Annotated in this window: 17 protein-coding genes; 5 read left to right on the top strand and 12 right to left on the bottom strand. The window is 60.1% G+C overall.

Translation table 11 applies throughout. The annotated features are described in order from the left end of the window. The first annotated feature begins 119 nt into the window (after positions 1–119). Positions 120–1,481: a sodium:proton antiporter gene (locus BSF40_RS22195; protein ID WP_095966758.1), complete on the top strand. Its 1,362-nt coding sequence runs from the start codon at positions 120–122 to the stop codon at positions 1,479–1,481. Here the strand turns inward: BSF40_RS22195 and BSF40_RS22190 are convergent. The 3 genes from BSF40_RS22190 to BSF40_RS22180 are packed head-to-tail and all read right to left on the bottom strand — an operon-like array spanning position 1,459 to position 7,329. Continuing rightward, entirely contained in the window at positions 1,459–3,378 is a 1,920-nt protein-coding gene (locus tag BSF40_RS22190) for a PAS domain-containing sensor histidine kinase (RefSeq protein ID WP_095966757.1), read from the bottom strand. The two genes, BSF40_RS22195 and BSF40_RS22190, sit on opposite strands and share 23 nt — an antisense overlap. A gap of 16 nt (positions 3,379–3,394) precedes the next feature. After that, entirely contained in the window at positions 3,395–5,680 is a 2,286-nt protein-coding gene (locus BSF40_RS22185; protein WP_095966756.1) for an ATP-dependent DNA helicase, read from the bottom strand. Further along, positions 5,677–7,329, bottom strand: a complete 1,653-nt coding sequence (locus tag BSF40_RS22180; protein ID WP_095966755.1) for a VRR-NUC domain-containing protein — start codon at positions 7,327–7,329, stop codon at positions 5,677–5,679. The genes BSF40_RS22185 and BSF40_RS22180 overlap by 4 nt, the downstream gene beginning before the upstream one ends. A gap of 211 nt (positions 7,330–7,540) precedes the next feature. On the opposite strand from BSF40_RS22180, the gene BSF40_RS22175 reads away from it, so the two are divergent. Beyond that, positions 7,541–7,765, top strand: coding sequence for a YgdI/YgdR family lipoprotein (locus BSF40_RS22175; RefSeq protein WP_095966778.1), 225 nt, complete (start codon positions 7,541–7,543; stop codon positions 7,763–7,765). 137 nt (positions 7,766–7,902) lie between these two features. Then, positions 7,903–8,574, top strand: coding sequence for an MliC family protein (locus BSF40_RS22170; protein ID WP_095966754.1), 672 nt, complete (start codon positions 7,903–7,905; stop codon positions 8,572–8,574). Between the two features lie 46 nt (positions 8,575–8,620). Here the strand turns inward: BSF40_RS22170 and BSF40_RS22165 are convergent, their stop codons facing one another. From BSF40_RS22165 to BSF40_RS22150, 4 genes are read right to left on the bottom strand one after another with little or no spacing between them, the layout of a single operon-like run. Next, the gene (locus BSF40_RS22165; protein WP_095966753.1) at positions 8,621–9,706 is read right to left on the bottom strand and encodes a polyamine ABC transporter substrate-binding protein; all 1,086 of its coding nucleotides are present in this window, start codon (positions 9,704–9,706) and stop codon (positions 8,621–8,623) included. A 44-nt stretch (positions 9,707–9,750) separates the two neighbouring features. Continuing rightward, positions 9,751–10,092 carry a cupin domain-containing protein gene (locus tag BSF40_RS22160; RefSeq protein WP_015095054.1) on the bottom strand — a complete coding sequence of 114 codons (342 nt, stop codon included), beginning with the start codon at positions 10,090–10,092 and terminating at the stop codon, positions 9,751–9,753. A 43-nt stretch (positions 10,093–10,135) separates the two neighbouring features. Next, positions 10,136–11,542 carry an FAD-binding oxidoreductase gene (locus BSF40_RS22155; protein ID WP_095966752.1) on the bottom strand — a complete coding sequence of 469 codons (1,407 nt, stop codon included), beginning with the start codon at positions 11,540–11,542 and terminating at the stop codon, positions 10,136–10,138. Between the two features lie 51 nt (positions 11,543–11,593). Further along, positions 11,594–12,409, bottom strand: coding sequence for an AraC family transcriptional regulator (locus BSF40_RS22150; protein WP_095966751.1), 816 nt, complete (start codon positions 12,407–12,409; stop codon positions 11,594–11,596). 264 nt (positions 12,410–12,673) lie between these two features. Here BSF40_RS22150 and BSF40_RS22145 point away from each other — a divergent pair, with 264 nt between their 5' ends. Beyond that, entirely contained in the window at positions 12,674–12,946 is a 273-nt protein-coding gene (locus BSF40_RS22145) for a DUF1652 domain-containing protein (RefSeq protein WP_095966750.1), read from the top strand. Positions 12,947–13,108: 162 nt separating this feature from the next. Here the strand turns inward: BSF40_RS22145 and BSF40_RS22140 are convergent, their stop codons facing one another. Then, the gene (locus tag BSF40_RS22140; protein WP_095966749.1) at positions 13,109–15,583 is read right to left on the bottom strand and encodes a UvrD-helicase domain-containing protein; all 2,475 of its coding nucleotides are present in this window, start codon (positions 15,581–15,583) and stop codon (positions 13,109–13,111) included. Positions 15,584–15,862: 279 nt separating this feature from the next. Between BSF40_RS22140 and BSF40_RS22135 the strand changes: the two genes are divergently transcribed. Next, complete coding sequence (locus BSF40_RS22135) at positions 15,863–16,558, top strand: pirin family protein (protein WP_095966748.1); 696 nt, start codon at positions 15,863–15,865, stop codon at positions 16,556–16,558. A gap of 174 nt (positions 16,559–16,732) precedes the next feature. Here BSF40_RS22135 and pgm read toward each other — a convergent pair whose 3' ends face one another. The 4 genes from pgm to BSF40_RS22115 form a co-directional block, all read right to left on the bottom strand. Next, positions 16,733–18,379, bottom strand: a complete 1,647-nt coding sequence (gene pgm, locus BSF40_RS22130) for a phosphoglucomutase (alpha-D-glucose-1,6-bisphosphate-dependent) (RefSeq protein ID WP_095966747.1) — start codon at positions 18,377–18,379, stop codon at positions 16,733–16,735. A 111-nt stretch (positions 18,380–18,490) separates the two neighbouring features. Beyond that, positions 18,491–19,891, bottom strand: coding sequence for a PLP-dependent aminotransferase family protein (locus BSF40_RS22125; RefSeq protein WP_095966746.1), 1,401 nt, complete (start codon positions 19,889–19,891; stop codon positions 18,491–18,493). A 40-nt stretch (positions 19,892–19,931) separates the two neighbouring features. Beyond that, positions 19,932–21,422, bottom strand: a complete 1,491-nt coding sequence (locus BSF40_RS22120) for a hypothetical protein (protein WP_095966745.1) — start codon at positions 21,420–21,422, stop codon at positions 19,932–19,934. 568 nt (positions 21,423–21,990) lie between these two features. Next, a complete protein-coding gene (locus BSF40_RS22115) occupies positions 21,991–23,013 on the bottom strand; it encodes a zinc-dependent alcohol dehydrogenase family protein (RefSeq protein ID WP_095966744.1) in 1,023 nt (340 codons plus the stop codon). Positions 23,014–23,259: the final 246 nt, after the last annotated feature.

The following is a 23,259-nucleotide window of genomic DNA, read 5'->3' as shown; positions in this document are numbered from 1 at the left end:
GCGGGCTTGCTCGCGATGAACGCCAGCGCAACGCGTTTATTCAGACAGAACGCGTTATCGTTTACGTCCATCGCGAGCAAGCTCGCTCCTACAGTAATGGTTGTTTCGAGATCCGGACCATGAGCTTCATTACCTGGGTGGCGGTGTTGGGGGCTGTGTTGCTGACGCTGGCACTGACTTCGTCGTACCTGCGCTGGATGCCGGTCACCACTTCGGCGGTGTGTCTGGTACTGGGCGTCGCCATCGGTCCGGCGGGCTTGGGCTTGCTCAGGCTTGATATCAAGGATGCCGCTTTCTGGATGGAGCATCTGTCGGAAGTAGCGGTACTGTTTTCGCTGTTTGTCTGCGGGTTGAAGTTGCGCCTGCCCCTGGGCGATCGCCGATGGCGGGTGGCATTTGCCCTGGCGGGACCGATGATGATCCTGACCATTGCCGGTGTAAGCCTGTTGCTGCATTTCGGGTTTGGGTTCCCGTGGGGGCCGTCGCTATTGATCGGGTCGATTCTGGCGCCCACCGATCCGGTCCTGGCCTCTCTGGTACAGGTCAGCGATGCCAAGGATTACGACCCGGTCAGGTTCGGGCTAACCGGTGAAGCCGGTTTCAACGATGGCATTGCATTCCCCTTCGTGATCCTCGGCTTGTTGTTTCTGCAACACAGCGACAATACAGGTGCCTGGCTCGACGACTGGATCCTCAAGAGTCTGCTATGGGCCGTGCCCGCCGGACTGCTGACCGGCTACTGGATGGGGCGCGGCATTGGCCGCCTGACCTTGTTCATGCGCATCAAGAACGCCGACAGCACCTTCTCACCCAATGATTACCTGGCCCTGGCCCTGATCGCACTGGCCTATGTCGTGGCCGAAACCATTCAGGGCTACGGGTTTCTCTCGGTGTTTGCCGCCGGCCTGGGCTTGCGCCAGGCCGAGGTCAAGACAAGCGGTGGCACCCACGCACCGGCCGAACACCTGGTCCAGGCGGTGGTCGGTCATCAGCATGTCGAACCCGAAGCGGCCGTGGCCGGTAACGTGGACCACCTGCAAGACACGCAAGTCGCTGCCGGGATCATGATGGGCGACATGCTGTCGTTCGGCAGCCTGGTGGAACGGGCCATGGAAGTGTTTCTGGTCACCTTGCTCGGAGTCGTGCTGGTTGCACACTGGGACTGGCGGGCGCTGGTGCTCGCGCTGGTGCTGTTCGGGATGATTCGCCCGCTGGCAGTCTGGCTGATGCCCTGGGGTTCGCTGCTCAACGGCCCGCAGCGCTGGTTGATCGGCTGGTTCGGCATTCGCGGCATCGGCAGTTTTTACTACCTGTTCTACGCCTTGAACCACGATCTGTTGCCTTCGGTGGCCACCTTGTGTGCCGACCTGACGCTCTCGGTGGTGGCCCTGAGCATTCTGGTCCACGGCATCAGCACCCAGCCAATGCTGGCCCGCTATGAACAGCACAACCGCCGCGTCACTTCATCGCCAAGGCAATGATTTCCACCAGGTTGAGTTGGGTAAAAGGTTTCGACAAACGCGGCAGATGGGTGGCAAAGCCTTCCAGCCGCTCGGCATAACCGGTGGCGAGGATGATCGGCACGTCCGGTCGCATGCTCCTGATGGCATTGGCCAGTTGTGCGCCACTCATCTGTGGCATGGCCATGTCGGTGATGACCAGATCGATCTGCGGTTCACTGCTGAACAGTTCCAGCGCCCTGGCACCGCAAGGCGCACTGATGACCCGATGCCCGAGGTCCTCGAGCAGCAGGCAGGTGCTGGTCAACACCAGGCTGTCATCGTCCACCACCAATACGCTCAGGCCGGGTCCGGTCACGGCCGGCGTTTCGGCTACCGGTTGCACGGGCGAATCCCCGGTGGCGACCGGCAACCAGAGTTCGGCGGTGGTGCCATGGTCCTTCTGGCTTTTGAGGATGAATCGTCCGCCCAGTTGTTCAATAAAACCGTGAACCATCGACAACCCCAGGCCCGTGCCTTTGCCGACGCCCTTGGTGGTGAAAAACGGGTCCATCGCCGAAACCAGCGTGGTTTCATCCATGCCCTCGCCGGTATCGGCAATGCTCAGGCAGACGTAGCATCCCGGGGCCAGTGATGAGGTGGTGCTGTCGGTCACTTCGCGGTTTCTGGCGCTGAAGTTGATGGTCCCGCCGTTGGGCATGGCGTCACGGGCGTTGGTAGCCAGGTTCAGTACGGCCAGTTCCAGCTGATTGAGGTCCGCCATCACCGGTTCGAGATCTTCGGGGAAGTGCGTTTCGATTTTCACCAAAGGTCCCAGGGAGCTGCGCAACAGCCCGGAAATGCCTTCCACCAAGGCCGGTATCCGCACAGGTTCCGACTTGAGTTCCTGGCGTCGGGCAAACGCCAGCATGCGCTGGGTCAGGGAAACGCCGCGCAAGGCACCCTGGGTAGCGTTGTCGATCAAGCGGGTTAATTTGGGATTGTCCGTCACCCGTTTGCGCACGATTTCCAGATTGCCGAGGATCACCGTCAGCAGGTTATTGAAATCGTGAGCGATCCCGCCACTGAGCTGGCCGATGGCCTGCATTTTCTGCGCCTGGAACAAGGCCTCCCGGGTTTGCTCCAGCACCTGCTGCGCTTGCGTGACGTCAGTGATATCACGGGTAATCTTGGCAAAACCGAGCAAGGTGCCGGTGTCACCCCAGATCGGATCGACGATGACGTGGGCGAGGAACCGCGTACCGTCCTTGCGCATCCGCCAGCCCTTGTTTTCAAAGCGCCCTTCACGCACGGCGATGTCCAGCGTCCTTTGTGGCTCGCGGGCTTCGCGATCCTCCGGGGTATAGAAGATCGAAAAATGCTGGCCAATGACTTCTTCCGGCAAGTAACCCTTGATGCGCTGGGCACCAAGGTTCCAGTTGCTCACGCGTCCGTCCGGCGAAAGCATGTAGATCGCATAGTCGGTCACGCTCTGCACCAGCAGGCGGAACTGCTGTTCGCTTTGCTTGAGGATTTCCTCGGCCACCCGGCGGTCGGTCAGGTCGCGGGTGATCTTGGCGAAACCCAGCAAGGTGCCCGACGGGTCGAAGATCGGATCGATGACCACATGGGACCAGAAATGGCTGCCGTCCTTGCGCACCTGCCAGCCTTCGCCCTCGAAACGCCCTTCACCAAGCGCCGTGTCCAGTGTCCGCTGGGGCAAGCCGGCACGGCGATCCTCATCGGTGTAGAAGCGCGAGAAATGCTCACCGAGGATCTCGGCCTCTTCATACCCCTTGAAACGCCTGGCGCCGGCATTCCAGCTGGTAATGATGCCGTCTGGATCAATCATGTAGATCGCATAGTCGATCACCGCATCGATCAATAGCCGAAAACGACCGTCTTCGATGGCACTGACCTTGGTTCGATCTTCGCTCATGGATCCCACCGCTTCATTATTTCTCTGGAGTATGCGTCATGTCGGGAATTTGGAAAGCCCACCAACGCGGCAACAATTGTTTGACCTTGCTCTGGCCAAAACGGTCGTCGATCAACATCACCACCCCTTGATCCTGTTGCGTACGGATGACCCGTCCGGCGGCCTGCACCACTTTCTGTACACCGGGAAACAGGTAGGTGTAGTCGTAACCGGCGCCAAAGATGGCGGCCATGCGCCGTTTCAGTTGCTCGTTCACCGGATTGAACTGGGCCAGCCCCAACGTGGCGATAAATGCACCGATCAACCTGGCACCGGGCAAATCGATGCCTTCACCAAAGGCCCCGCCCAGTACTGCGAAGCCGACCCCCTGGCCGTCGGCGTGGAATTGGTCGAGAAACTGCTGGCGTTGCGCCTCGCCCATGCCTCGGGACTGCGACCACAGGCTGATGTGCGGATGTTTCTCGGCGAGTAGCTGCGCCACCTGCTGCAAATATTCGAAACTGCTGAAAAACGCCAGGTAATTACCGGGACGCTTGCAGAACTGCCTGGCGATCAGGTCCACGATCGGTTCGAGAGAGGACTGGCGATGCACGAACCGCGTGGAGATCTGGTTGACGATGTGCACTTGCAGTTGATCGGCATGAAACGGCGACTCGACGTCGATGCACACCGTGTCCGCCGGCGTTCCCAGTAAATCGGCGTAATAGTGCCTTGGGCTGAGGGTCGCGGAAAACAGCACGGTGCTGCGCGCGGCAGTCAGGCGCGGGCGGATGAACCCTGCGGGTACCACGTTGCGCAGGCACAGCAGCGAGAGATTGCGCTTGCGTTCGAGGTCGCGCTTGCTGATGTCGAACAGGAACTGCTCATCGAACAGTTCGGCCACCCGGCAAAACTGCAGCATGTCGAAGTAGAAGCCTTGCAGTGCGCTGTCCAGCCCTTGTGGATGATCGTTCAGGTAGTCACCGATGCTGGCGCTGCACGATGACAGTGCCTGAAGGAGCTTTTCCGGCGCCTTGTCATAGGCTTGATAGGCGCCGGTTTGCGCTTCATGCAGGGCATTCCACTCGCGGTTGATTCGCTGCATCGGCTTTTTCAGCACCTCGGGTGCGGTTTTGCGCACAGCGTTGAAGGTCGCCTGATCGAGGCTGGCGCTGTACATCTGCCGGCCGCGCTCCACCAGGTTGTGGGCTTCGTCGACCAGCACCGCGACCTTCCAGTGATTGGCCTGGGCCAGACCGAACAACAAGGCGCTGAAATCGAAGTAATAGTTGTAGTCGGCAACCACCACGTCGGCCCATCGCGCCATTTCCTGGCTCAGGTAATAGGGACAGACATCGTGTGCCAGGGCAACCTCGCGCAGGGCGCCCTGGTCCAGCAGGCTCAGTTGACTGGCCGCCTGCCGCGCAGCCGGCAGGCGATCGTAGAAACCCCGGGCCAGTGGGCAGGACTCGCCGTGGCAGGCTTTGTCCGGATGTTCGCAGGCCTTGTCCCGGGCAATCATTTCCAGCACCCGCAACGGTGGCGCATCGGCGCTGGCCAGCAGCACTTGCGCGGCGTCCAGGGCCAGCTTGCGTCCCGGGGTTTTCGCTGTCAGGAAGAACACTTTGTCCAGCTGCTGCGGTGCCAGTGCCTTGAGCATGGGAAACAGGGTGCCCAGGGTCTTGCCGATTCCCGTGGGCGCCTGCGCCATCAGGCAGCGCCCTGTGCTGACGGCCTTGAACACCGACTCGGCCAGATGGCGCTGCCCCGGCCGAAAATCGGCGTGAGGAAAGGCCAGGCGCTGCGCCGCGAGATTGCGTCCGTCACGATGGACGACTTCCTGTTGCGCCCATTGCAGGAAGCGCGCGCATTGCCGTTCGAAGAACTGTTGCAGCTGCGCGGCCTCGTGGGGTTCGACCAGGCAGGTTTCCTTTTCACTGACGATGTCGAAATACACCAGCGCCAGGTTGATCCGGGGCAGATCCAGTTGGCGGCACATCAACCAGCCGTAGATTTTCGCCTGGGCCCAATGCAGCTGACGGTGGTTGGCCGGTTGTTTGCTCAAGTCACCGCGGTAGGTCTTGACCTCTTCCAGGCAGTTTTGCCCCGGGTCATAGCCATCCGCCCTGCCCTTGACCGTCAGGGTCTGAAACTGGCCCTCAAGGGCGACTTCACTTTGGTAACCCTCGCTGCGCCGCGAGGCCACCGTACGGTGCCCGACAATGCCCTCCAGCGCAGTGGGCGACGGCGTGAAGCGCAGGTCGAGGTCGCCGGTCTTGGCGGTGAACTCACACAGCGCCCGCACCGCAATGCTGTAGCTCAAGCGTCCTGCTCCGCCCATTGCACGTAGCACACGGCGATGGGCATCTGGTGTTCGTGGCAGAACTCCAGCCAGCGCAACTGGTTGTCCTGCAGGCGATCGCCCGGGCCCTTGACTTCGATCATGCGGTAGGTCTTTTGCTGCGGCCAGAACTGGATCAGGTCCGGCATGCCGGCGCGATTGGCCTTGATGTCCAGCAAGAGGCGATTGAACCAGTGCTTGAGATGCTCGGCGGGGAGGCAATCGAGGGCTTGCTCCAGCAACTCTTCGCTGAGCACACTCCAGAACACGAACGGCGACTGCACGCCCCACTTGGCGGCATAACGTTGGCGGATGGTCTGCCGATAGCGCCCGTCTTCCAGTTCGGCCAGGCACGCCTGGAACAGTTCGGCCCGGCGGGCCTGGAAATCTTCGCTGAGCAAATCCACCGGCCCGCGCTGGAACGGGTGAAAAAACGCACCCGGCAAAGGCGCGAAGATCGCCGGCCAGCACAACAGGCCGAACAGCGAGTTGATCAGGCTGTTTTCGACGTAGTGGATCGGTGCCGAATCCTCAGCCAGATGCGCCTGAACGTAAAACTCGACCGACACTGCCGGATCGACTCTTGGTAGTTGCAGGTCCAGACGCTGCATTTCCCGAGGCGCCGCCCGCTTGATCGGCGGCCCGCCGAGCTTGCGTCGCAGGCGCGGCAGCACGCGGTGCAACTGCTGGTGTTCGGCGGCACTCTCCGGTGCCTGTTCGGCCTGCTCGGCCAGATCCAGCGCCAACTCGAACTCCCCGCTGCGCTCCAGCACGCGAATGAGCCGCGCCCGCGCACCCGGATAAGCGCATTCACGGTAGAGATCCAGGGCCATGGCGAAATCCGCAATGCGTTCGCAATGCTGGCCCATCTGGAACAACAGCTTGCCGCGCCGGCGTTGCAACCAGGGATTGTCCAGCGCCAGGCCCTTGATGCGCCCGGCCACCTCTTCCAGCGCTTCACCGGCTTCGAACTGTTGCTGGTACGCGTGCAGCAGGACACAGGCATCCACGTCCTCGCGGCTGCGCAAGCCGCGGGACTCGGCGCTGAATTCGACTTTTTCGTAGGTGTAGATACCCAGGTCGGCCAGCACGAACTCCGACCAGTCCTGATACAGGTTGCCGAAGAACATCAGGCGCAGGCGATCGCACAACTCCATGATGGTCAGGCTGAGCAGGCGCTCATCGAGCCACGGGCACCAGTCGTTGAAGCTTTGCGCCTGGGGAAATTGTTCGCTCAGTGCTGGCAGCCAATCGGTTTTCCTGCCTTTGGGTTGATCGATGACAGCGCCAAAGGTCTGGAGGATTTCACCCTTGAGCAGCAGTTCGAACAGTTCCTCGACCGCCAGCGGCATGCGCTCATCGACCCAACCGAGTGCCAACAGCGGGCCGGAGGCGCTGAGGATATCGCCGATTTCGTCGTAATGCAGTTTGCCGGCCCTGAAATGAATGCCCTTGCGCATGACCATTCTGACCAGTAGTGCCTGCGATTCACGGGGCAACCGCTTAAACTCATTAATGAAACGCAACTCGTCAACGCTCAGTACATCGGCAAAGCGCTGCTCAAGCCAATCAAGCACTTGCAGGAAGTTGTTCAAGTAGTAGAACGGATCGTCGAGGGGATTTGCGGTCACAGGAAATGGGCCATGGCGAGCGAGTACTGGTTATGCGTACAGATACCAGTTCCACCCTGCCCGGTGCAATCGGAAAAGGATAAATGGAGGCGCTGTACGGAATATTTCCCGGGCAGTAGAACTTTCTGCCCCCAGGCGGCACCAACCGCCATAGGCATGCAGTGACAGGCGCGAATGGATGGCACTGCTTCACAACGAACGGGAGGTGATCATGGACATCAAGACTTTGGGCTTACCCCTGGCCGTCGCGGCCCTGCTGATGCTGGCCGGTTGCTCGACGCCCACGGTGGTGACCCTGCAGAACGGCACTCAGTACCTGACCAAGGACATGCCGAAGACCAAAACCAAGGACGGATTCTTTGAGTTCGAGGACATTTCGGGAGCGATGGTGAAAGTCAGGGCCGACGAAGTGGCGACGATTCGTGAGGAAGACTGACGTTTCTCCTGGCACGATGTGGCAGGTTTCGAGCACTGCCTTACACTCGATAGACCCCGTGCGACCGAATGAATGTGCAACGCCTGGACACAGGCGTTGCAATACGGGCATCACGCATAGACTCAGGTGACGCCGAAATGAAAATGGTCATGCCACTTCTGGCCTCTGTGCTCGCTGTCAGCGCGTGCGTGACGGCGAGCCTTTGTGACGCCGCGACAAAGGCAAAGCCAAAACCCTTGCCAACTTACAAAACCAGTTTCGATTGCACCACGCCCCAGGCATCCACCGAAAAGCTTATCTGTCACGACGCTCAGCTGGCGCGCATGGACCTGGAACTCGATCGTCTTTATCGCCTGGCGCTCACCGACGAACATTCAGTGCCGCGCCCGAATAAAGTCGAGATAGATCATCGGTTCTGGATGGAGTCCCGTAACCAGTGTGGTGCCGGGCCGCAAGCCAAGGGGTGCGTCATCGCCAGTTATGCCGAGCGTGCGTTCCAACTGCGCCAGGGTTCGGCCATTGCCAGAACCAAGGACCCCAGCAGGCTCTCCGAAGGCCCCTTGGCTTATCGTTGCGCAGGGTTCAACGCATTGGTTGCCGCGACCTTCTTTACGGTCGAACCGGGCGTGGTGTTCCTCAAATGGGCCAACGCCTCGGTGACGCTGAACCAGGTGCCGAACAATTCCGGAACCCAGTACAGGGGCAAGGATTACAAAGGCAGCTACAGCTTCTGGCAAATCGGCGATGAGGTTTTTTTCCAGATACCCGGCTCAGGCCAGATGAGTTGCGCAGCCGAGCCGGTCGGCTGACAAGGATGGCAACGGGACATCCTGTCCCGATTGCCTGATCAGGCCTTCAGCTGCCGGTGCGAATCTTGTTCCACACGCGTGTGCGAACCCGGTCGATGTTCAATGGCATGGCTTCCAGGGCAAACAGTTTCCCCATCATTTCCGGGCTTGGGTAAACCTTGGTGTCGTTCTTGATCGCCGGGTCGATCAGGCTGTCAGCCTGCTCGTTGCCATTGGCGTAGTGCACGTAGTTGCTGACGCTGGCCATGACCTCCGGGCGCAGCAGATAGTTCATGAAGGCGTAACCGGCCTTTTCGTCGGGAGCGTCGACCGGCATCGCGACCATGTCGAACCAGATGGCGGCGCCTTCCTTGGGAATCGCATAACCGATGTCGATGCCATTGTTGGCTTCCCTGGCACGGTTTTCCGCCTGCAGGATGTCGCCGGAGAAACCGACCGCGACGCAGATATCGCCGTTGGCCAGGTCACTGGTGTACTTGGACGAGTGGAAATAGCTGACATAGGGCCGCACTTTCAACAGTAAGGCTTCGGCCTTTTTGTAGTCGTCCGGGTTCTTGCTGTGAGGCGCCAGCCCGAGGTAATTCAACGCCGCCGGCAGCAGTTCGGGACCGTTATCGAGGATGGCCACGCCGCACTTCTGCAACTTCTGCATGTTCTCGGGCTTGAAAATCAAGTCCCAGGAGTCCACCGGGGCGTTGTCGCCCAGCACCGCCTTGACCTTGGCAATGTTGTAGCCGATGCCAGTGCTGCCCCACAGGTACGGGAAGCCGTGCTCGTTGCCCGGATCGTTGGTCTGCAAGGCCTTGAGCAATACCGGGTTGAGGTTTTTCCAGTTCGGCAACTGGCTCTTGTCGAGCTTCTTCAGTGCGCCGCCCTCAATCTGCCGCGCCATGAAGTGGTTGGACGGAAACACCACGTCGTACCCGGATTTGCCGGTCATCAGCTTGCCATCGAGGGTTTCGTTGCTGTCGTAGACGTCGTAGGTGAAGCCGATGCCGGTTTCTTTCTGGAAGTTTTTCGTGGTGTCCGGCGCGATGTAATCCGACCAGTTATAGATTTTGACGGTTTCGGCCGCCTGACTGATCGATGCAACAAGCAGCAGCGGAGCCAGGGTCAGTGTCTTTCGGAGCATGAGTCGATTCCTGTAGGTTGTTTTTGTTGGCAGGCAATCAAGGATCAGAAAATCAGGACGTAGGTCTTGCGCACGGTTTCCTGGATATCCCAGATCCCGAGGCTGTTGGCCGGCAACATCAGTGCGTCGCCCGCTTCTATGTGCAGCGGTTCACCGCCGTCCGGGGTGAAGGTGCAGCGGCCCTGGATGAAGTGGCAGAATTCCTGGGCGACGATCTGCCGCCGCCAGCGCCCCGGGGTGCATTCCCAGACGCCGGTCTCGACGCCGTCGTCGCGTTCGACGCTGGTGGTCGAAGCCACGGCCACGGGCGTGCCGAGGGGCACGGCGACCGGGTTGGATTCCTCCAGCTTCAGGGTTGCGGTGTGTTTGAATTGCGTGATGCTCATGGGATTACCTGTCGATATGGCCTGTCGATGAAGAGCGCGCCGTTTAGTGCATGAAACCTTCCATGAAACCGGCCACCCCGCTGGCCAGCTTGCGCCGCCAGGGCGCGGTAGCCGGGTTGGCCAGGGTCTGGTCCTCATGGACAAAGCTGCGGATGATTGCGTTGTAGCCAAGCCAGCGGATCGGTTCCGGCTCCCAGGCCCTGAGCGCGTCGAGGCCCCGCTGCGGGATGACCCACGGCTGGCGCACCAGATCGGTGTCGCGCCCCAGGATCAGGTCGGCCAGCGTTCGTCCACCGAGGTTGCTGGCGCCAACGCCCTCCCCGCCGTAGCCGCCAGACAAGGCGATGCCTTTGGTCCGGTCGCAGAGCATGTGCGGCTTGAAGTGACGGGACATGCCCAGGTTGCCGCCCCAGGAATGAGTGATCTGCACGTTCTTCAACTGCGGGAACAGTTCGCCGAACAGGTAGCGCCGCAGGTCCTTTTCATCCGTGGTCAGCTCGAAGTCATGGCGCAGCTTGCCGGCGAACTGATAGCCGCCACGGGCGCCAAAGATCAAACGGTTGTCAGCGGTGCGCTGGCCGTAGGTCACCTGGCGACTGGCCTCGCTGAATGCCTGGCCACGGCTCAGGCCGATTTCATCCCAGGTGGCCGCCGACAAGGGCTCGGTCGCGACGATCAGGCTCTGTACCGGCATCTGATAACGCCCCAAGGGCGGCAAGGTGACGGCGTAGCCTTCTACTGCCGGAACGACCCAGTGACAGCGCACCGACGCTTTCGCCGTGCGCAGGCTGCCGGATTGCCAATGGGTGACCGGGCTGTTTTCGTAGATCCTGACCCCCAGGCGCTCCACCATCCGGGCCAACCCGCGTACCAGCCTGGCCGGGTGGAGGGTCGCCACGTGTGGCGCATAGATGCCGCCATAGGGTTTGGCGACGCGGATCTGCTGCGCCAGTTGTTCCGGGCTCAGCCAGCGATAGTGGTTGTCGTCGAGGCCCTGGCGATGGAGATCGTCCAGGTGGTGACGCAGGCTGGTCGCCTGCTCCGGATAACGCGCAGCGCAATACAGCACCCCGCCTTTACGGAAATCGCAGTCGATGCCCTCACGTTCGAGGACAGTCTCCACTTCATTCGGAATGCCATGCAACAAATCATAGGAAGCGCGGCGCTCTTCGACCGGCAAACCGGCCAGCAGACGATCTTCACCCAGCAAGTTGCCCATCAGCCAGCCGCCATTGCGCCCCGACGCGCCGAAACCGGCGGTCTGCGCTTCGACAATGGCGATGTTCAGCTGCGGTTTCTGCTGCTTGAGGTAGTACGCGGTCCAGAGACCGGTGTAGCCCGCGCCGATGATCGCCACGTCCACATCCAGGTCCCGCTCCAGCGCCGGACGCGCCAACAAAGGCTCGTCGAGCTGGTCCATCCACAAACTGATAGTGCGCCACGCCGGCATGCAAGACTCCGCCACTGAAAACTTCGATGGCGTCGATCCTAGTGCGTGGGCTCAGGCGCTGTCTTGCGCGCGTGCACGCAAAGAAATTTGTTTGACGTAAGCCTTGGGTGACTGACCGGTGTGCTGGCGGAAACAGCTGTAGAACGCCGACAGCGAATTGAATCCGGCGGCGAACGCCAGTTCATCGATACGCAGCGGTGGCGTGGCGCCATCCAGTGCCGCGAGCAAGTGTTGCAGGCGCGCCTGGTTGACGTAGCGGTAGAAGCTCTGGCCCAACACCTGGTTCAACAGATAGGAAATCTGGTTACGGCTGTACCCGCACTCCTTGGCCACCCGTTGCAGGTCGAGTTCCGGGTCGAGATACGGCTGCTGGCGCTGGAAATACTGCTGCAGGTCATCGGCCATGAAGCTCAACTGACGAGGCGACAGGCCCAGCCGGCTGACCGCCGGGCGTTGGCTGTGGGTGGCTTTGCTGACGGGTTGCTCATGCACCAGCGAAGCGTATTCATTGACCCGCCAGATCAGCCCGTCCTTGACGGTGATCGCCTCGCTGGCGCGGAACGACACCAGTCCTTCACCACCGCGCAGGGTGATGCGGTACTGAATGAAGGCGGTGTTGCCGTCCAGTCGAATGCGGTCGGAGTGCTCCAGCGCTTCATCCGGATCCCGGGGCATGCTGCTGCGCACATAGTCGCGCAATTCGGCCAGGCCCATGACCCGGTTCTGGAAAAAGTCGTTGTACTGGACTTCAGGGTGATAGAGCGCCATGACGCCGTCCAGGTCCCGGTGTTTCCAGCGCAAGTGATAGCGCATGACCGTCTCGCCCGTGGCCTGGGTTTGCAGCGGGCCATCATCCTCGGCGTGCATTGAAAGTCTCGACGCAAAAAACCGAGCTTGCCCAACTTCCGCTTTGTCTTCAACGACTAAACGGATGTGGGTTTTGGGCCGCCAATATCAAGGAAGCGTGACCTGAATCAAAAAAAGGGCGGCAATCGCCAAACGACCTGAAAAAACCACATTCTTTTCACATCCGGATGCTACTTTTAAAGACTGTCACTGGTTGAGCCATTGAAGGTTCTTCCCTCCTACCATGAGCTAAAGGAAGCGCTCGATAATGAAGGCGGGCAACACATGAATAGAGGGTTCAGTAAGGTCACGTTTCCAAACGCCTGCCAGCTGATGCGCTGGCATTTTCATCCCATGGGTTTCGAGGCGAGCATGGACGCGCCGGGCAGCATGATTGCCCGTCTTTTCGATCGTGCCACTGGCGAGACCATGATCGCCATTGCCGGTATTCCTTGCGCCACCGTCATGAATGCCGCGGATGTAGAACGAATAATCGAAGCGGTGGAGGATGAACTTGAAGCCTTCGTTCCACCAGAGGCCCTCAGGAGTTATGCCTGAAGCCTGTCCACTCCCAAAAGAGCCCACATCACGTGGGCTTTTTGTTGAGCGCTATTCCCTGTAGGAGCGAGCTTGCTAGCGATGGACTCAAGAGCGCCGCGTTTAGCCAGTAAATACGCGTTATCGTTAACGACCATCGCGAGCAAGCTCGCTCCTACAAAATCAGGCCGTGGTTTGGCTTTTACGATGATCGACAAAGAACGCCTTGCCCTTGCCGATCCGGTCGGACGCCTTGGGCAGGTTCGCGGCCTGGGTATCTTGCGCATCGACGTACCAGTAGCAATGGCTGACGGCACGGGTAATACCCACGTACGCCAGGCGCAGGATCTCGTCCTTCTGGGCATTGTCGTAGGGTTCGCTGTCACCGGCCTTGCCCAGGCCCGCCATCCGGTAAACCTGATTCTTGTAGGGCGAACTGGTCAGGTGTTGGCAGTCACCCAGCAAAAACACCGCATCGGCCTGGAGGCCCTTGGCACTGTGATACGTCAGTTGTTTGAGCCTGCGAGCTGTATGGGGCAAGCTCGAATCAGCATTAAGCACTGGCTGAATATGCTCTTCTATCAATGACTTATCGCTACTTTTTCGATAAAGCATCAAGATTGAATCACCCTTTCGGTAATGCTCCATCAGGCGCTGCGCCATGCCCTGGTCATCACGATCGAGGACGTTCACCGGCAGCAATGCCTTGGGCTCACCGCTGGCCTTGGCTTTCTTCCCGGCAATCGCCGGTGCTGCGCGCACGATGTGCTCGGCGGCATCGATGATGTGCTGATGGCTGCGGTAGTTGTCACTGAGCATGACCTTGGTGGTGCTCGGCGACGGGAACTCCTTGTTGAACTCCATGAAGTAGCTCGGCGAACTGCCGCGCCAGCCATAGATGGATTGCCAGTCATCGCCCACACAGAGCAGCGAGGAACGCTGGGCACCGCGTCCGACGTGCATGGCCGGCCCGCGACTGCGGATCTCCGCCAGGCTGGCCCTGATCCAGGAGACGATTTGCGGCGAGACGTCCTGGAATTCGTCGATCATCAGGTGCGACAGCGGCCGCAGCAGCTCATCACTCAGCAGCTTGAGGTTCTCCGGCGAATGCTCGCTGAACAGGGCGAACATCCGGTTGTAGGTCATGATTGGCGGTTTCTGGTCGAGCAAATGATCTTCCAGCGCCCGCCAGTAAAGGCTCAGGGCCTCGAAGAAGAACCGGTCGGGATCGTCCTTGGCGAAGCTCATCTGTCCCACCGCACTCGGCACATCCAGCCCGAGGTTTTCGATGAACCCGGCGGCGGCGACAAAGCAATCGAGCAACGGCGCGGAAGCGAGCTCGCCCTTGACCTTGTAATCGAAGCCCGGCCCGGCGCTGGCATCGCCGGCGAGCGATGCCAAAACACGCTTTGATGATTCGTAACTATCCAGCCATATCAAAGGTTTACGGCAGAAAGCTTGAAACAGGGTGCGCTTTACTGCCCATTCTGCGCGCACCGTCAGCTTGGCATTGGGCCGCGTGACCTGCGGGTTCTCCCGAGGATCGAACCCCAGCACCACCCAGGCGTCCAGCGTCGGGATGTAGCCGTGACAGTGGAATGTCGAGCCGTTGATATCGAACGACTGGCGATTCGGTTCGATGCCCTTGATGGGCCAGGCACCGGCACGAAACCACAGGTCTTCAATGGCGTCGCACAACTCTTCATCACGCTTGGCCGCCAGTTCGGTGACGCCCATGCGTTTCTGCACATCCGGATGATCCCGCTCCAGTTCCTTGAGTTGCAAGGCATGCCGGGACAAAGGCTTGATCAGCTCGCGAAAACGCTCGTCGTTACTGTGCAGGCGGTGATAGCAAGCGTTGAACTGTTGGCGCTGAGCGTCGTTGATACGCAGGTCGAACGGATTGCTGTCGACCTCCTCGTCACCCTGTGCAGCCCGCAGGCTGAGGTTCTCGAAGGCCTGTAGTCGCTCGAAACCCGGAAGACTGCGCACCATCGGCAGGATCCGCGAGTGAAAGGTGCGCACCAGGTCCCGTGCCTCCTTGAAACTGATCGCGCGGCCCCAGAGCGCAAACAGTTCGATCAGCTTGTTGATGAAGTCCTTGCGCGATTCACGGGTGAAGGTCACCACCGTCATCGAACTCAGCTCGAAGCCCAGGTAATGGCTCAACAGCAAGATGCGCAGCACCAGCGTGGTCGACTTGCCTGCGCCGGCACCGGCGATCACCGAGGTGGATGGCGTGTCGCTGAAGATCATTTTCCACTGTGCGGCGCTGGGCTGGGCATGGGCCGGCAACAACCGGGCGACATCTGCCTTCATGCGCTTCTTCAACTCGGCGCTCAACGGCAGGCGCCAATCGTCGAACAGCAGGTCATCGACATTCGGGGGCCGGTGTTCAGTGGAGCGCGCGTCGCGGATCAGCAGGACCTGCCGCCCCTCCTCCAGCCCCTCGAGCTTGCCTTCCCTGTAGCCGTAATCGACCCCGGCGCTGTGACCACTGCGAAAACCGTCGGCCTGGCCATGCAACCACGACGCACGATGCTGTGCGTGCAGGCGGGTCAGGCTGTAACCGAAGAATCGGGCTAGCAGTCGCTTGATCAGCGGCATCTCGGCCAGGGGGCGAAGTTCAGGCGGAAGATCGGGTGTGTGTTGCGGCACGCGGACTGACTCCAGGGTGTGAGGCTGTTGGGCGCTATGGTGTCTGCATTTGCCATTGAGTTCTAGTCAATTGCTTATGACTCATTGGCTTATGCGATGAAGTGAAGGTGGGATGAGAAAGTTTTGAGCCTACTTCATATCAAATCATTCGATGGGAATGCCGCATTTTTTACGCTTTTTATCGATTGTTTCCTGTTGGATGATGGCCGTCATCAACCACCGGTCTCGCTTCGTGGCTCAGGCGCCCCGCCCCATGACGAACCTTTTCTGGAGACGATCATGCTTGAACTCAGACCTTTCAAAACCCTTGGCGGTGCTCACCACGGCTGGCTGGATGCGCATCACCATTTTTCGTTCGCCGAATACTACGATCCACAGCGCATGAACTGGGGCAACCTGCGGGTCTGGAATGACGACGTGATCGCTCCCGGCACCGGCTTCCCGCAGCACCCGCACCGGGACATGGAAATCATCACCTATGTCCGTGAAGGCGCCATTACCCACCAGGACAACCTGGGCAACAAGGGCCGGACCGAAGCGGGCGACGTCCAGGTCATGAGCGCCGGTACCGGGATCGCCCACAGCGAGTACAACCTGGAAGCGACGCCGACCCGGATTTTCCAGATCTGGATCATCCCGAATGAGACCGGCCTGGCACCGTCCTGGGGCGCCAAGCCGTTCCCGAAAGGCGATCGCGAAGGTTTTGTCACCCTGGCCAGCGGTAAACAAGGCGACGAGCAGAGCCTGCGCATCCGCGCCGATGCCCGGCTGGTGGCAGCCAATCTGAAGGCCGGTGAAACGGCCGAATACTTGTTGGACAGCGGTCGTCGTGCCTACCTGGTCCCGGCCACCGGGGTCATTGAAGTCAATGGCTTGCGCGCACAAGCTCGAGACGGTGTCGCGGTAGCCGATGAGCAGGTGCTGCGGGTGACGGCCATCGAGGACAGTGAGATCGTGTTGGTGGACCTGGCGTGACCTGCTGAGGGCAATCGCAAAAAAAGGGGCGACCGTGTTGGTCGCCCCTTTTTTATTGTTGCAGCGAATCCTTTGTGGGAGCGGGCTTGCTCGCGAAGGCGGTGTTTCAGTCAGCATTGATGTTGAAGCTGATACCGCTTTCGCGAGCAAGCCCGCTCCCACAGGGTTGAGTGTTTATTTCGCGGAGATGGCACCATCCACCAGCGTTTGCGCCTCGGCCACCAGCTGCTTGAGGTGGTCGTCGCTGACAAAGCTTTCGGCGTAGATCTTGTAGATGTCTTCCGTGCCCGACGGACGCGCTGCGAACCAGCCGTTTTCGGTCATGACCTTGAGACCGCCAATGGCCTGATCATTGCCCGGCGCATGGCTGAGGATGCTCTGGATCGGCTCGCCGGCCAGTTGGGTCGAGGTGACCTGTTGCGGCGACAGCTTGCTCAACAGGGCTTTCTGCTCCGGGTTGGCCTTGGCGTCGACCCGTACCGAGAACGGTTCACCCAGTTCATCGGTCAAGGCACGGTACGCCTGGCTCGGGTCGCGACCGGTCCGGGCCGTCATCTCGGCAGCCAGCAGGGCCGGAATCAAACCGTCCTTGTCGGTACTCCAGACGCCGCCGTCCTTGCGCAGGAACGAGGCACCGGCGCTTTCTTCGCCGCCGAACCCCAGGGAGCCATCGAACAGTCCATCGGCAAACCACTTGAAACCGACCGGCACTTCGTACAGGCGACGGCCCAGGCGTTTGGCCACGCGATCGATCAAACCGCTGCTGACTACGGTTTTACCTACGGCAGCATCGGCGCGCCATTGCGGACGATTCTGGAACAGGTAGTCGATGGCAACGGCCAGGTAGTTGTTCGGTGCCAGCAAACCACCGGACGGCGTGACGATGCCATGGCGGTCATGGTCAGGGTCGCAGGCAAACGCCACGTCGAAGCGCTCTTTCAGGCCGATCAGGCCTTGCATCGCATGGCTGGACGATGGGTCCATGCGGATCTGGCCGTCCCAGTCGACGGTCATGAAGCGGAAGGTCGGGTCGACCTGTTTGTTCACCACATCCAGGTCCAGACGGTAATGCTCGGCAATCGCCGACCAGTAGCGCACCCCTGCTCCACCCAGCGGATCGACGCCCAGGCGCAGCTTGGCATCACGGATGGCGTCGAAGTCGATCACGTTGATCAGGTCGGCGACATAGGTGTTGAGGTAATCGTGACGATGGGTGGTGCTGGCCTTGAGTGCCTGCTCGTAGCTGATGCGCTTGACGCCTGCGAGCTTGTTGGCCAGCAATTCGTTGGCCTTGGCTTCGATCCACTTGGTGATGTGGGTATCGGCCGGACCACCGTTGGTGGGGTTGTACTTATAGCCACCGCTTTGTGGCGGGTTGTGCGACGGCGTGATGACGATGCCGTCCGCCAGGCCGCTGGTGCGACCACGGTTGTAGCAGAGAATCGCATGGGAAATGGCCGGTGTCGGGGTGTACTCGTCGCCAGCGGCGATCATCACGGTCACGCCGTTGGCCGCCAGCACTTCAAGGGCGCTGGCACCGGCCGGCGTGGACAGCGCATGGGTGTCGATACCGACAAACAGCGGGCCATCGATGCCCTGAGCTTCACGATACAGGCAAATGGCCTGGCTGATCGCCAGCACGTGCCATTCGTTAAAACTCAAGTCGAACGAGCTACCGCGGTGCCCCGACGTGCCGAAGGCAACGCGCTGGGTCGAAATGGCGGCATCAGGCTGGCCGGTGTAATAGGCCGTGACCAGTCGCGGGATATCGACCAACAGTTCTGCCGGTGCCGGCTTACCCGCAAAAGGACTGAGTGTCATGCAAAACCTCTGGAATTGAGTGGTTCAGGAATTGAGTCGCAGTTTACTGGCAGTTTGACCGCAACGCGATGGGATCGATCCAGCACAGTGGAGGTTGTTATTTTTTGTCACTCACTCGATCGATTCCAGGCGCAGCGCATCCCCCAGCAATCCCAGCGCGGCCGCCAGGTTGTGATCGCCGCCGAAGGTATGACTGAGGCGCAAATGCTGCCCGTGCAGACCGTGGAGGCTGAACAGTTCGCCCGGCGCGATGACCACCTGTTGCGCCAGCAGGCGCTGGAACACACGGCGCACATTGACCCGGCGCAACGAACGCACCCAGATCGTTGCACCGCCTTGCGGCTCGACTAAATGCAAGGCATCTCCCAGTCGCTCCTGCAACAACTGGGTCATTTGACTCTTGCGCTCCTTGAGTAGCCGTCGCAGCACCAGCAGGTGTTGATCGATGCGACCGCTGCTGTACAAACGGGCGATGGCTTTCTGGCGAATCGGCGACAGTCGAAACGAACGCAGCAGGAAGTGCCGTTGCAGCTCGGCGCTCAAGTGCCTTGAAAGCAGGTAGCCGTAGGGCGCTTCCGGTCCAATGATTTTCTCGAACGCGGAAAACACCATCAGCCGTTCAGGATCCAGCAAGTCGCGAAAACGCAGGCCGCCCGGGTCGAATCCGAGCTCGCCATAACAATCGTTTTCCAGTACCCAACTGTCATGCGCGGCCAACAGCCGGGCAATGGCCTGCCTGTTTTCCTCAGGCGCCAGGCTGCCACGGGGCATGTTGAGGGCCGATGACAGTATCACCAGTCGTACCGGCTCGGTCTCCAGCAAGGTTTTCAGCCGGTGCGGATCCAGGCAACCATCGGCTTGCACAGGCCACTCGATCACCCGCACACAGGCGGCTTGAAACAAACGCAGGATCGTCCAGTCGCACGGTGATTCAACCACTACCGTGGCGTCTTTCAAGCCCAGCACGGCGATGAGGATTTCCAGGACGCCGCGCAGGTCGGCACCGATGTAGACATCATCGGCATGCCAGTAACGCATGGGTGACGTGGTGTAGCGTGCGGCCAGGGCGGTGCGCAGCTCGAGCTCGCCGCAGGGTTGCGAGGGCGACTGCGGCTGCCTTGGATACTGGCGCAGCATCTCTCGCTCCAGCAGCAACAAGGGACTGTCGAGCGGCTGCAACAAAGCCGGCTCATCGGCGCTCAGGACCAGCATCCCCGGACGCCTGGCATTGACATAGACAGCTTCGAGCAGATCGCTGCCGCTGTCCTGCGGGTTGAAAGACGACACTGGCAACGCGTAATAACCCGACTTGGCCACCGAAAACACGCGCCCTTCCTTCTCCAGCAGCGAATAGGCGTACTGAATGGTCGAGATCGACACATTGAGGCGCTCTGCCAGCTGCCGCAGCGACGGCAGGCGGATGCGTGAATCCCCTTCGGACTCATTGATCAAGCTGCCCAGATACCGATAAACGGCCTGATAGGCGAAATCCGTTTCTCGTGGACCTTTCATGGCTGAAGGCCGACCGCACTGGCTGATAGTCCGCTCACCCTCAGTGACCCGCTGACCATTCATCCACCAACGTGTTGCCAGTGTCAGGATCGCCCGCTGCCTCTTGCAACGCGGCGCACTGGATCTGCGCTTCGAGCCCCCCTTCGTCGCTGCCTGGCGCCCGTTCCATGCGATAAAGCCGGCCAATCAGGCTGACGGGCAATCCGCTGACATCAATCATCCATTGCATGATCTGTTCGGCGACCGGCTGCCCCTGCATGGCCCGGTGCAACTCGGGCATGGCCACCAGCATGCCCGGATGGCACTGACGCAAAAATCGCTCAAGCCCCGCACCCTCTTCGATAAACGGCGCAAAAAGCAGACACACCAGTTGTGCTTCGCTCAGGCCCAGGTTCTTTTGCGCCTCGGCCGCCGCTCGGGCACGCTGATCGCCCAGTGTCGCCGGGTTGCCGAACACCTCGATGGCCTGCTCGCACAAACGCTCGGGCAAACGCTTGCGGCGCATCATCACCAGGGCGCGTTGCAGGTATTGCGCAACGCCTGACTCATAATCGCGGCCCTGCACGAAGCTCGCTTGCAACCCACGTACGTGCGCCGAGATCGACGCGCTGACGAATTCGTTGTCGCTGATCTGCGCGGACAGTTCGTCAGGCTGGAAGCCGAGAAATTCAGTCAGCAATGACCAGCGCTCCTCCAGGTTGCTGACCAGCAGGTCGTGAATCTCGATGCAGGTGGTACGACGGCAGGTCTCAAAGCGCTCTTCAGGACGCCATCGGGCCTGGACGTCATCGGCATAGAACGCCTGATAACAGTCGCTGCCCAGCTCATCAAGCAATGCAAACAACCCCGTGTGGCCGGCCTCGCCCACCGGCGAAGGCTTGAGCCCTGCCTTGGTGGCGGCACGCTTCAAGCCGTCGATGAACTGTTTCTGCTGACGCGGCGTGTCACTGACGAGCAAAGCGTCGACGCCACCGTCCCAGCGGGCGATTTGGCCGTAGAACTCGCCCGTGGCCAGATATCCGTCATCCCACAGGTCGAACCCGCCGTGCCACGCCCGGCGATGACCGATCAGCAACAGGTTCAGGCGGCTGGATTCGCGACCAGCGTCGGAGATCCGCGTCAGGTGATCGAACGGCAACACTTCCCGATCATCGACCATCAACACCTCGACCCGAGGATCGTCATAGACGAACAGTGCGCTGTTGGTCCGGTGCATGTTTTCCACGGCCGCCCGGCTTGTCCCGTTCAACCGCAACGAGGCGATGCGCAACTGAAATGTCGCCGGCGCCCGCGTGGCGATGGTCAATTGCGCCGCACGCAACAGCGCCAGGCTGTAGCAGTTGTCGCGGGCCCCGGACTGAACCGCCAACACCTTGAAATCGCCAATGCGCTCCATGCCCCCCGCCGCCACTGCCAGACGCTGAATCAACAACTGCAATGCAGTGCGCTCGGCACGGGAGAAGAAACCCAGCAATCGCTGCAGCACTTGTTGATAGACATAGTTCATCGCTTGGTCATGGATGCTGGTCATCTTTATTTACCTGGTACTCGTAAGTTCAATATCGCGCGGACAACACATTCCGCTGGACTGTCTGCACAAATGGAGTCATCGACTTTATTGCCAAATGCTAGCACTTGAATTGTCTGGCAATCATTTGAATTGATCGTAACAGTCCTGCTTTCGCAAACTGCAGACATGACTGTAACGCGCGGCTGGCAAGGGTTTTATCAACTGAAGGCGGCGTCCTAGGAAGCGTCCTACAACGTCCCACAGACACTTAACACAAGAAATAAGGAAAGAAGTTGTTGCTGTCTTTCTGGCTATTACACAACAACTAACTAAATTGGAGGCGTGCACCGAGGGCGCACATTGAAAAGTTTTAGCCTGACACCCAGCCATGACTCATTCCTTGAGATGAAAGTAATCATTCAATTATCAGGGCTTAGTGGCTGATTAGAAGCTACAGATTACGGGCAAAAACCAGTTCAGTTGCTGGACCGGCCTGCGGATCGACGGTTTTTTTGGGGGGGGCACAAACGAAAGAGTCCGTGTGGGCACGGACTCTTGGGGGGGGGTGCGTCGACTCTTGGGGTAAGTGCTATGCCGGTTCGACCTGTAGGGCGACCCGCTCGCGACAAGGGCATTCGTCCATGTAGCGGTGTGCCTCGACCACCTCGGCAAACGGGAAGACCCGAGTCTTGAGCGGCAGCAGCACGCGGTCAGCGGTCAACTGGTTGATGTCGCGCAAGGCGCGTTGCAGTGCGACCTGGTCCTGGATGATGCCCAGTTCCGGCTTGCCGGTGAAGTTGCCGATGCAGTGCACGAAGAACTGAATGTTTTTCTGGAACGCCGCGCAGGCCGGGAATGGCGTCTGGTTGCCACCTTGCAGGCCGTACAGCACCAGGCTGCCGCGAGGCGCCAGCACATCGCCCAGCAACGACATCTGAGGACCGCCCAAACCATCGAAGACCACATCCACACCGCGGTTATCGGTGATCTTGTTGATCCGTATCAGCAGATCTTCTTCCTCGGTAACGATGACTTTTTCGGCGCCCAGCGACAACAGATACTCACGTTCCTCCGCTGACTTGGTTGCGGCAATCACACGAACACCCAAGGCCTTGCCCAGTTGTACGAACGAAGGTCCGGCGCAATGGCTGGCGTCGGTCACCAGGGCGAATTGCCCGGGCTTGACCCGTGCCAGGTCGGCATAAGCAAAATAGGCGACCAACAGCGGCGTGTAATGCACGCTGGCTTCGATCGGGCTCAGCACGTCCGGGTAACGGGTCAGCGACGAGCGCGGCAGGACAATCAGTTCTCCGTAGACCGGATAGTCGTTCGGGCTTTGGGCCGGGAAACTGGCGACCTTGTCACCGATCGCCAGGTCATCCACACCCTCACCGACAGCCGTGACGATACCGGCCATTTCCTGGCCAAGGCCCGAAGGCAGACGGGCGTGGGACGACGCCAGGTTCTGGCGCCAGAGCGTGTCGTACCAGCTGATGCCAATGGCCTCGACGCGCACCTGCACTTCGCCCGGTGCAGGCAGAGCCGCCGCATGCTCTTCGCATTTGAGCACCTCGGCTGGACCAAACTTGTGAAAACGGATCGTGCGGGACATCACAAACCTCGCCAAATGAACCTCTAATGCCATGAACTCTAGCTGGGCTTTCAACCCAACACTATCAGTGGGTATTAATAGTCGACATGCCTGTCATTGATTCCGCAGCGGCGGCGACATTGTCAAATGCCGCAAGATACCGAAGCCTCCTTTGCAGGAAATCTGAATTACCCGGTGCAGAGTACCAGCCTTTCCCCTTAATATTCCTGCTGGCCATTGTTCTCATATGGCCGCCCACGTCAAGTT

Origin of the sequence: Pseudomonas sp. ACN5, assembly GCF_002303975.1 — a bacterium.
Taxonomy (GTDB): domain Bacteria; phylum Pseudomonadota; class Gammaproteobacteria; order Pseudomonadales; family Pseudomonadaceae; genus Aquipseudomonas; species Aquipseudomonas laurylsulfatiphila.
Note: the sequence above shows the minus strand (reverse complement) of the source record. Positions and strands in the feature narration are given on the sequence as shown.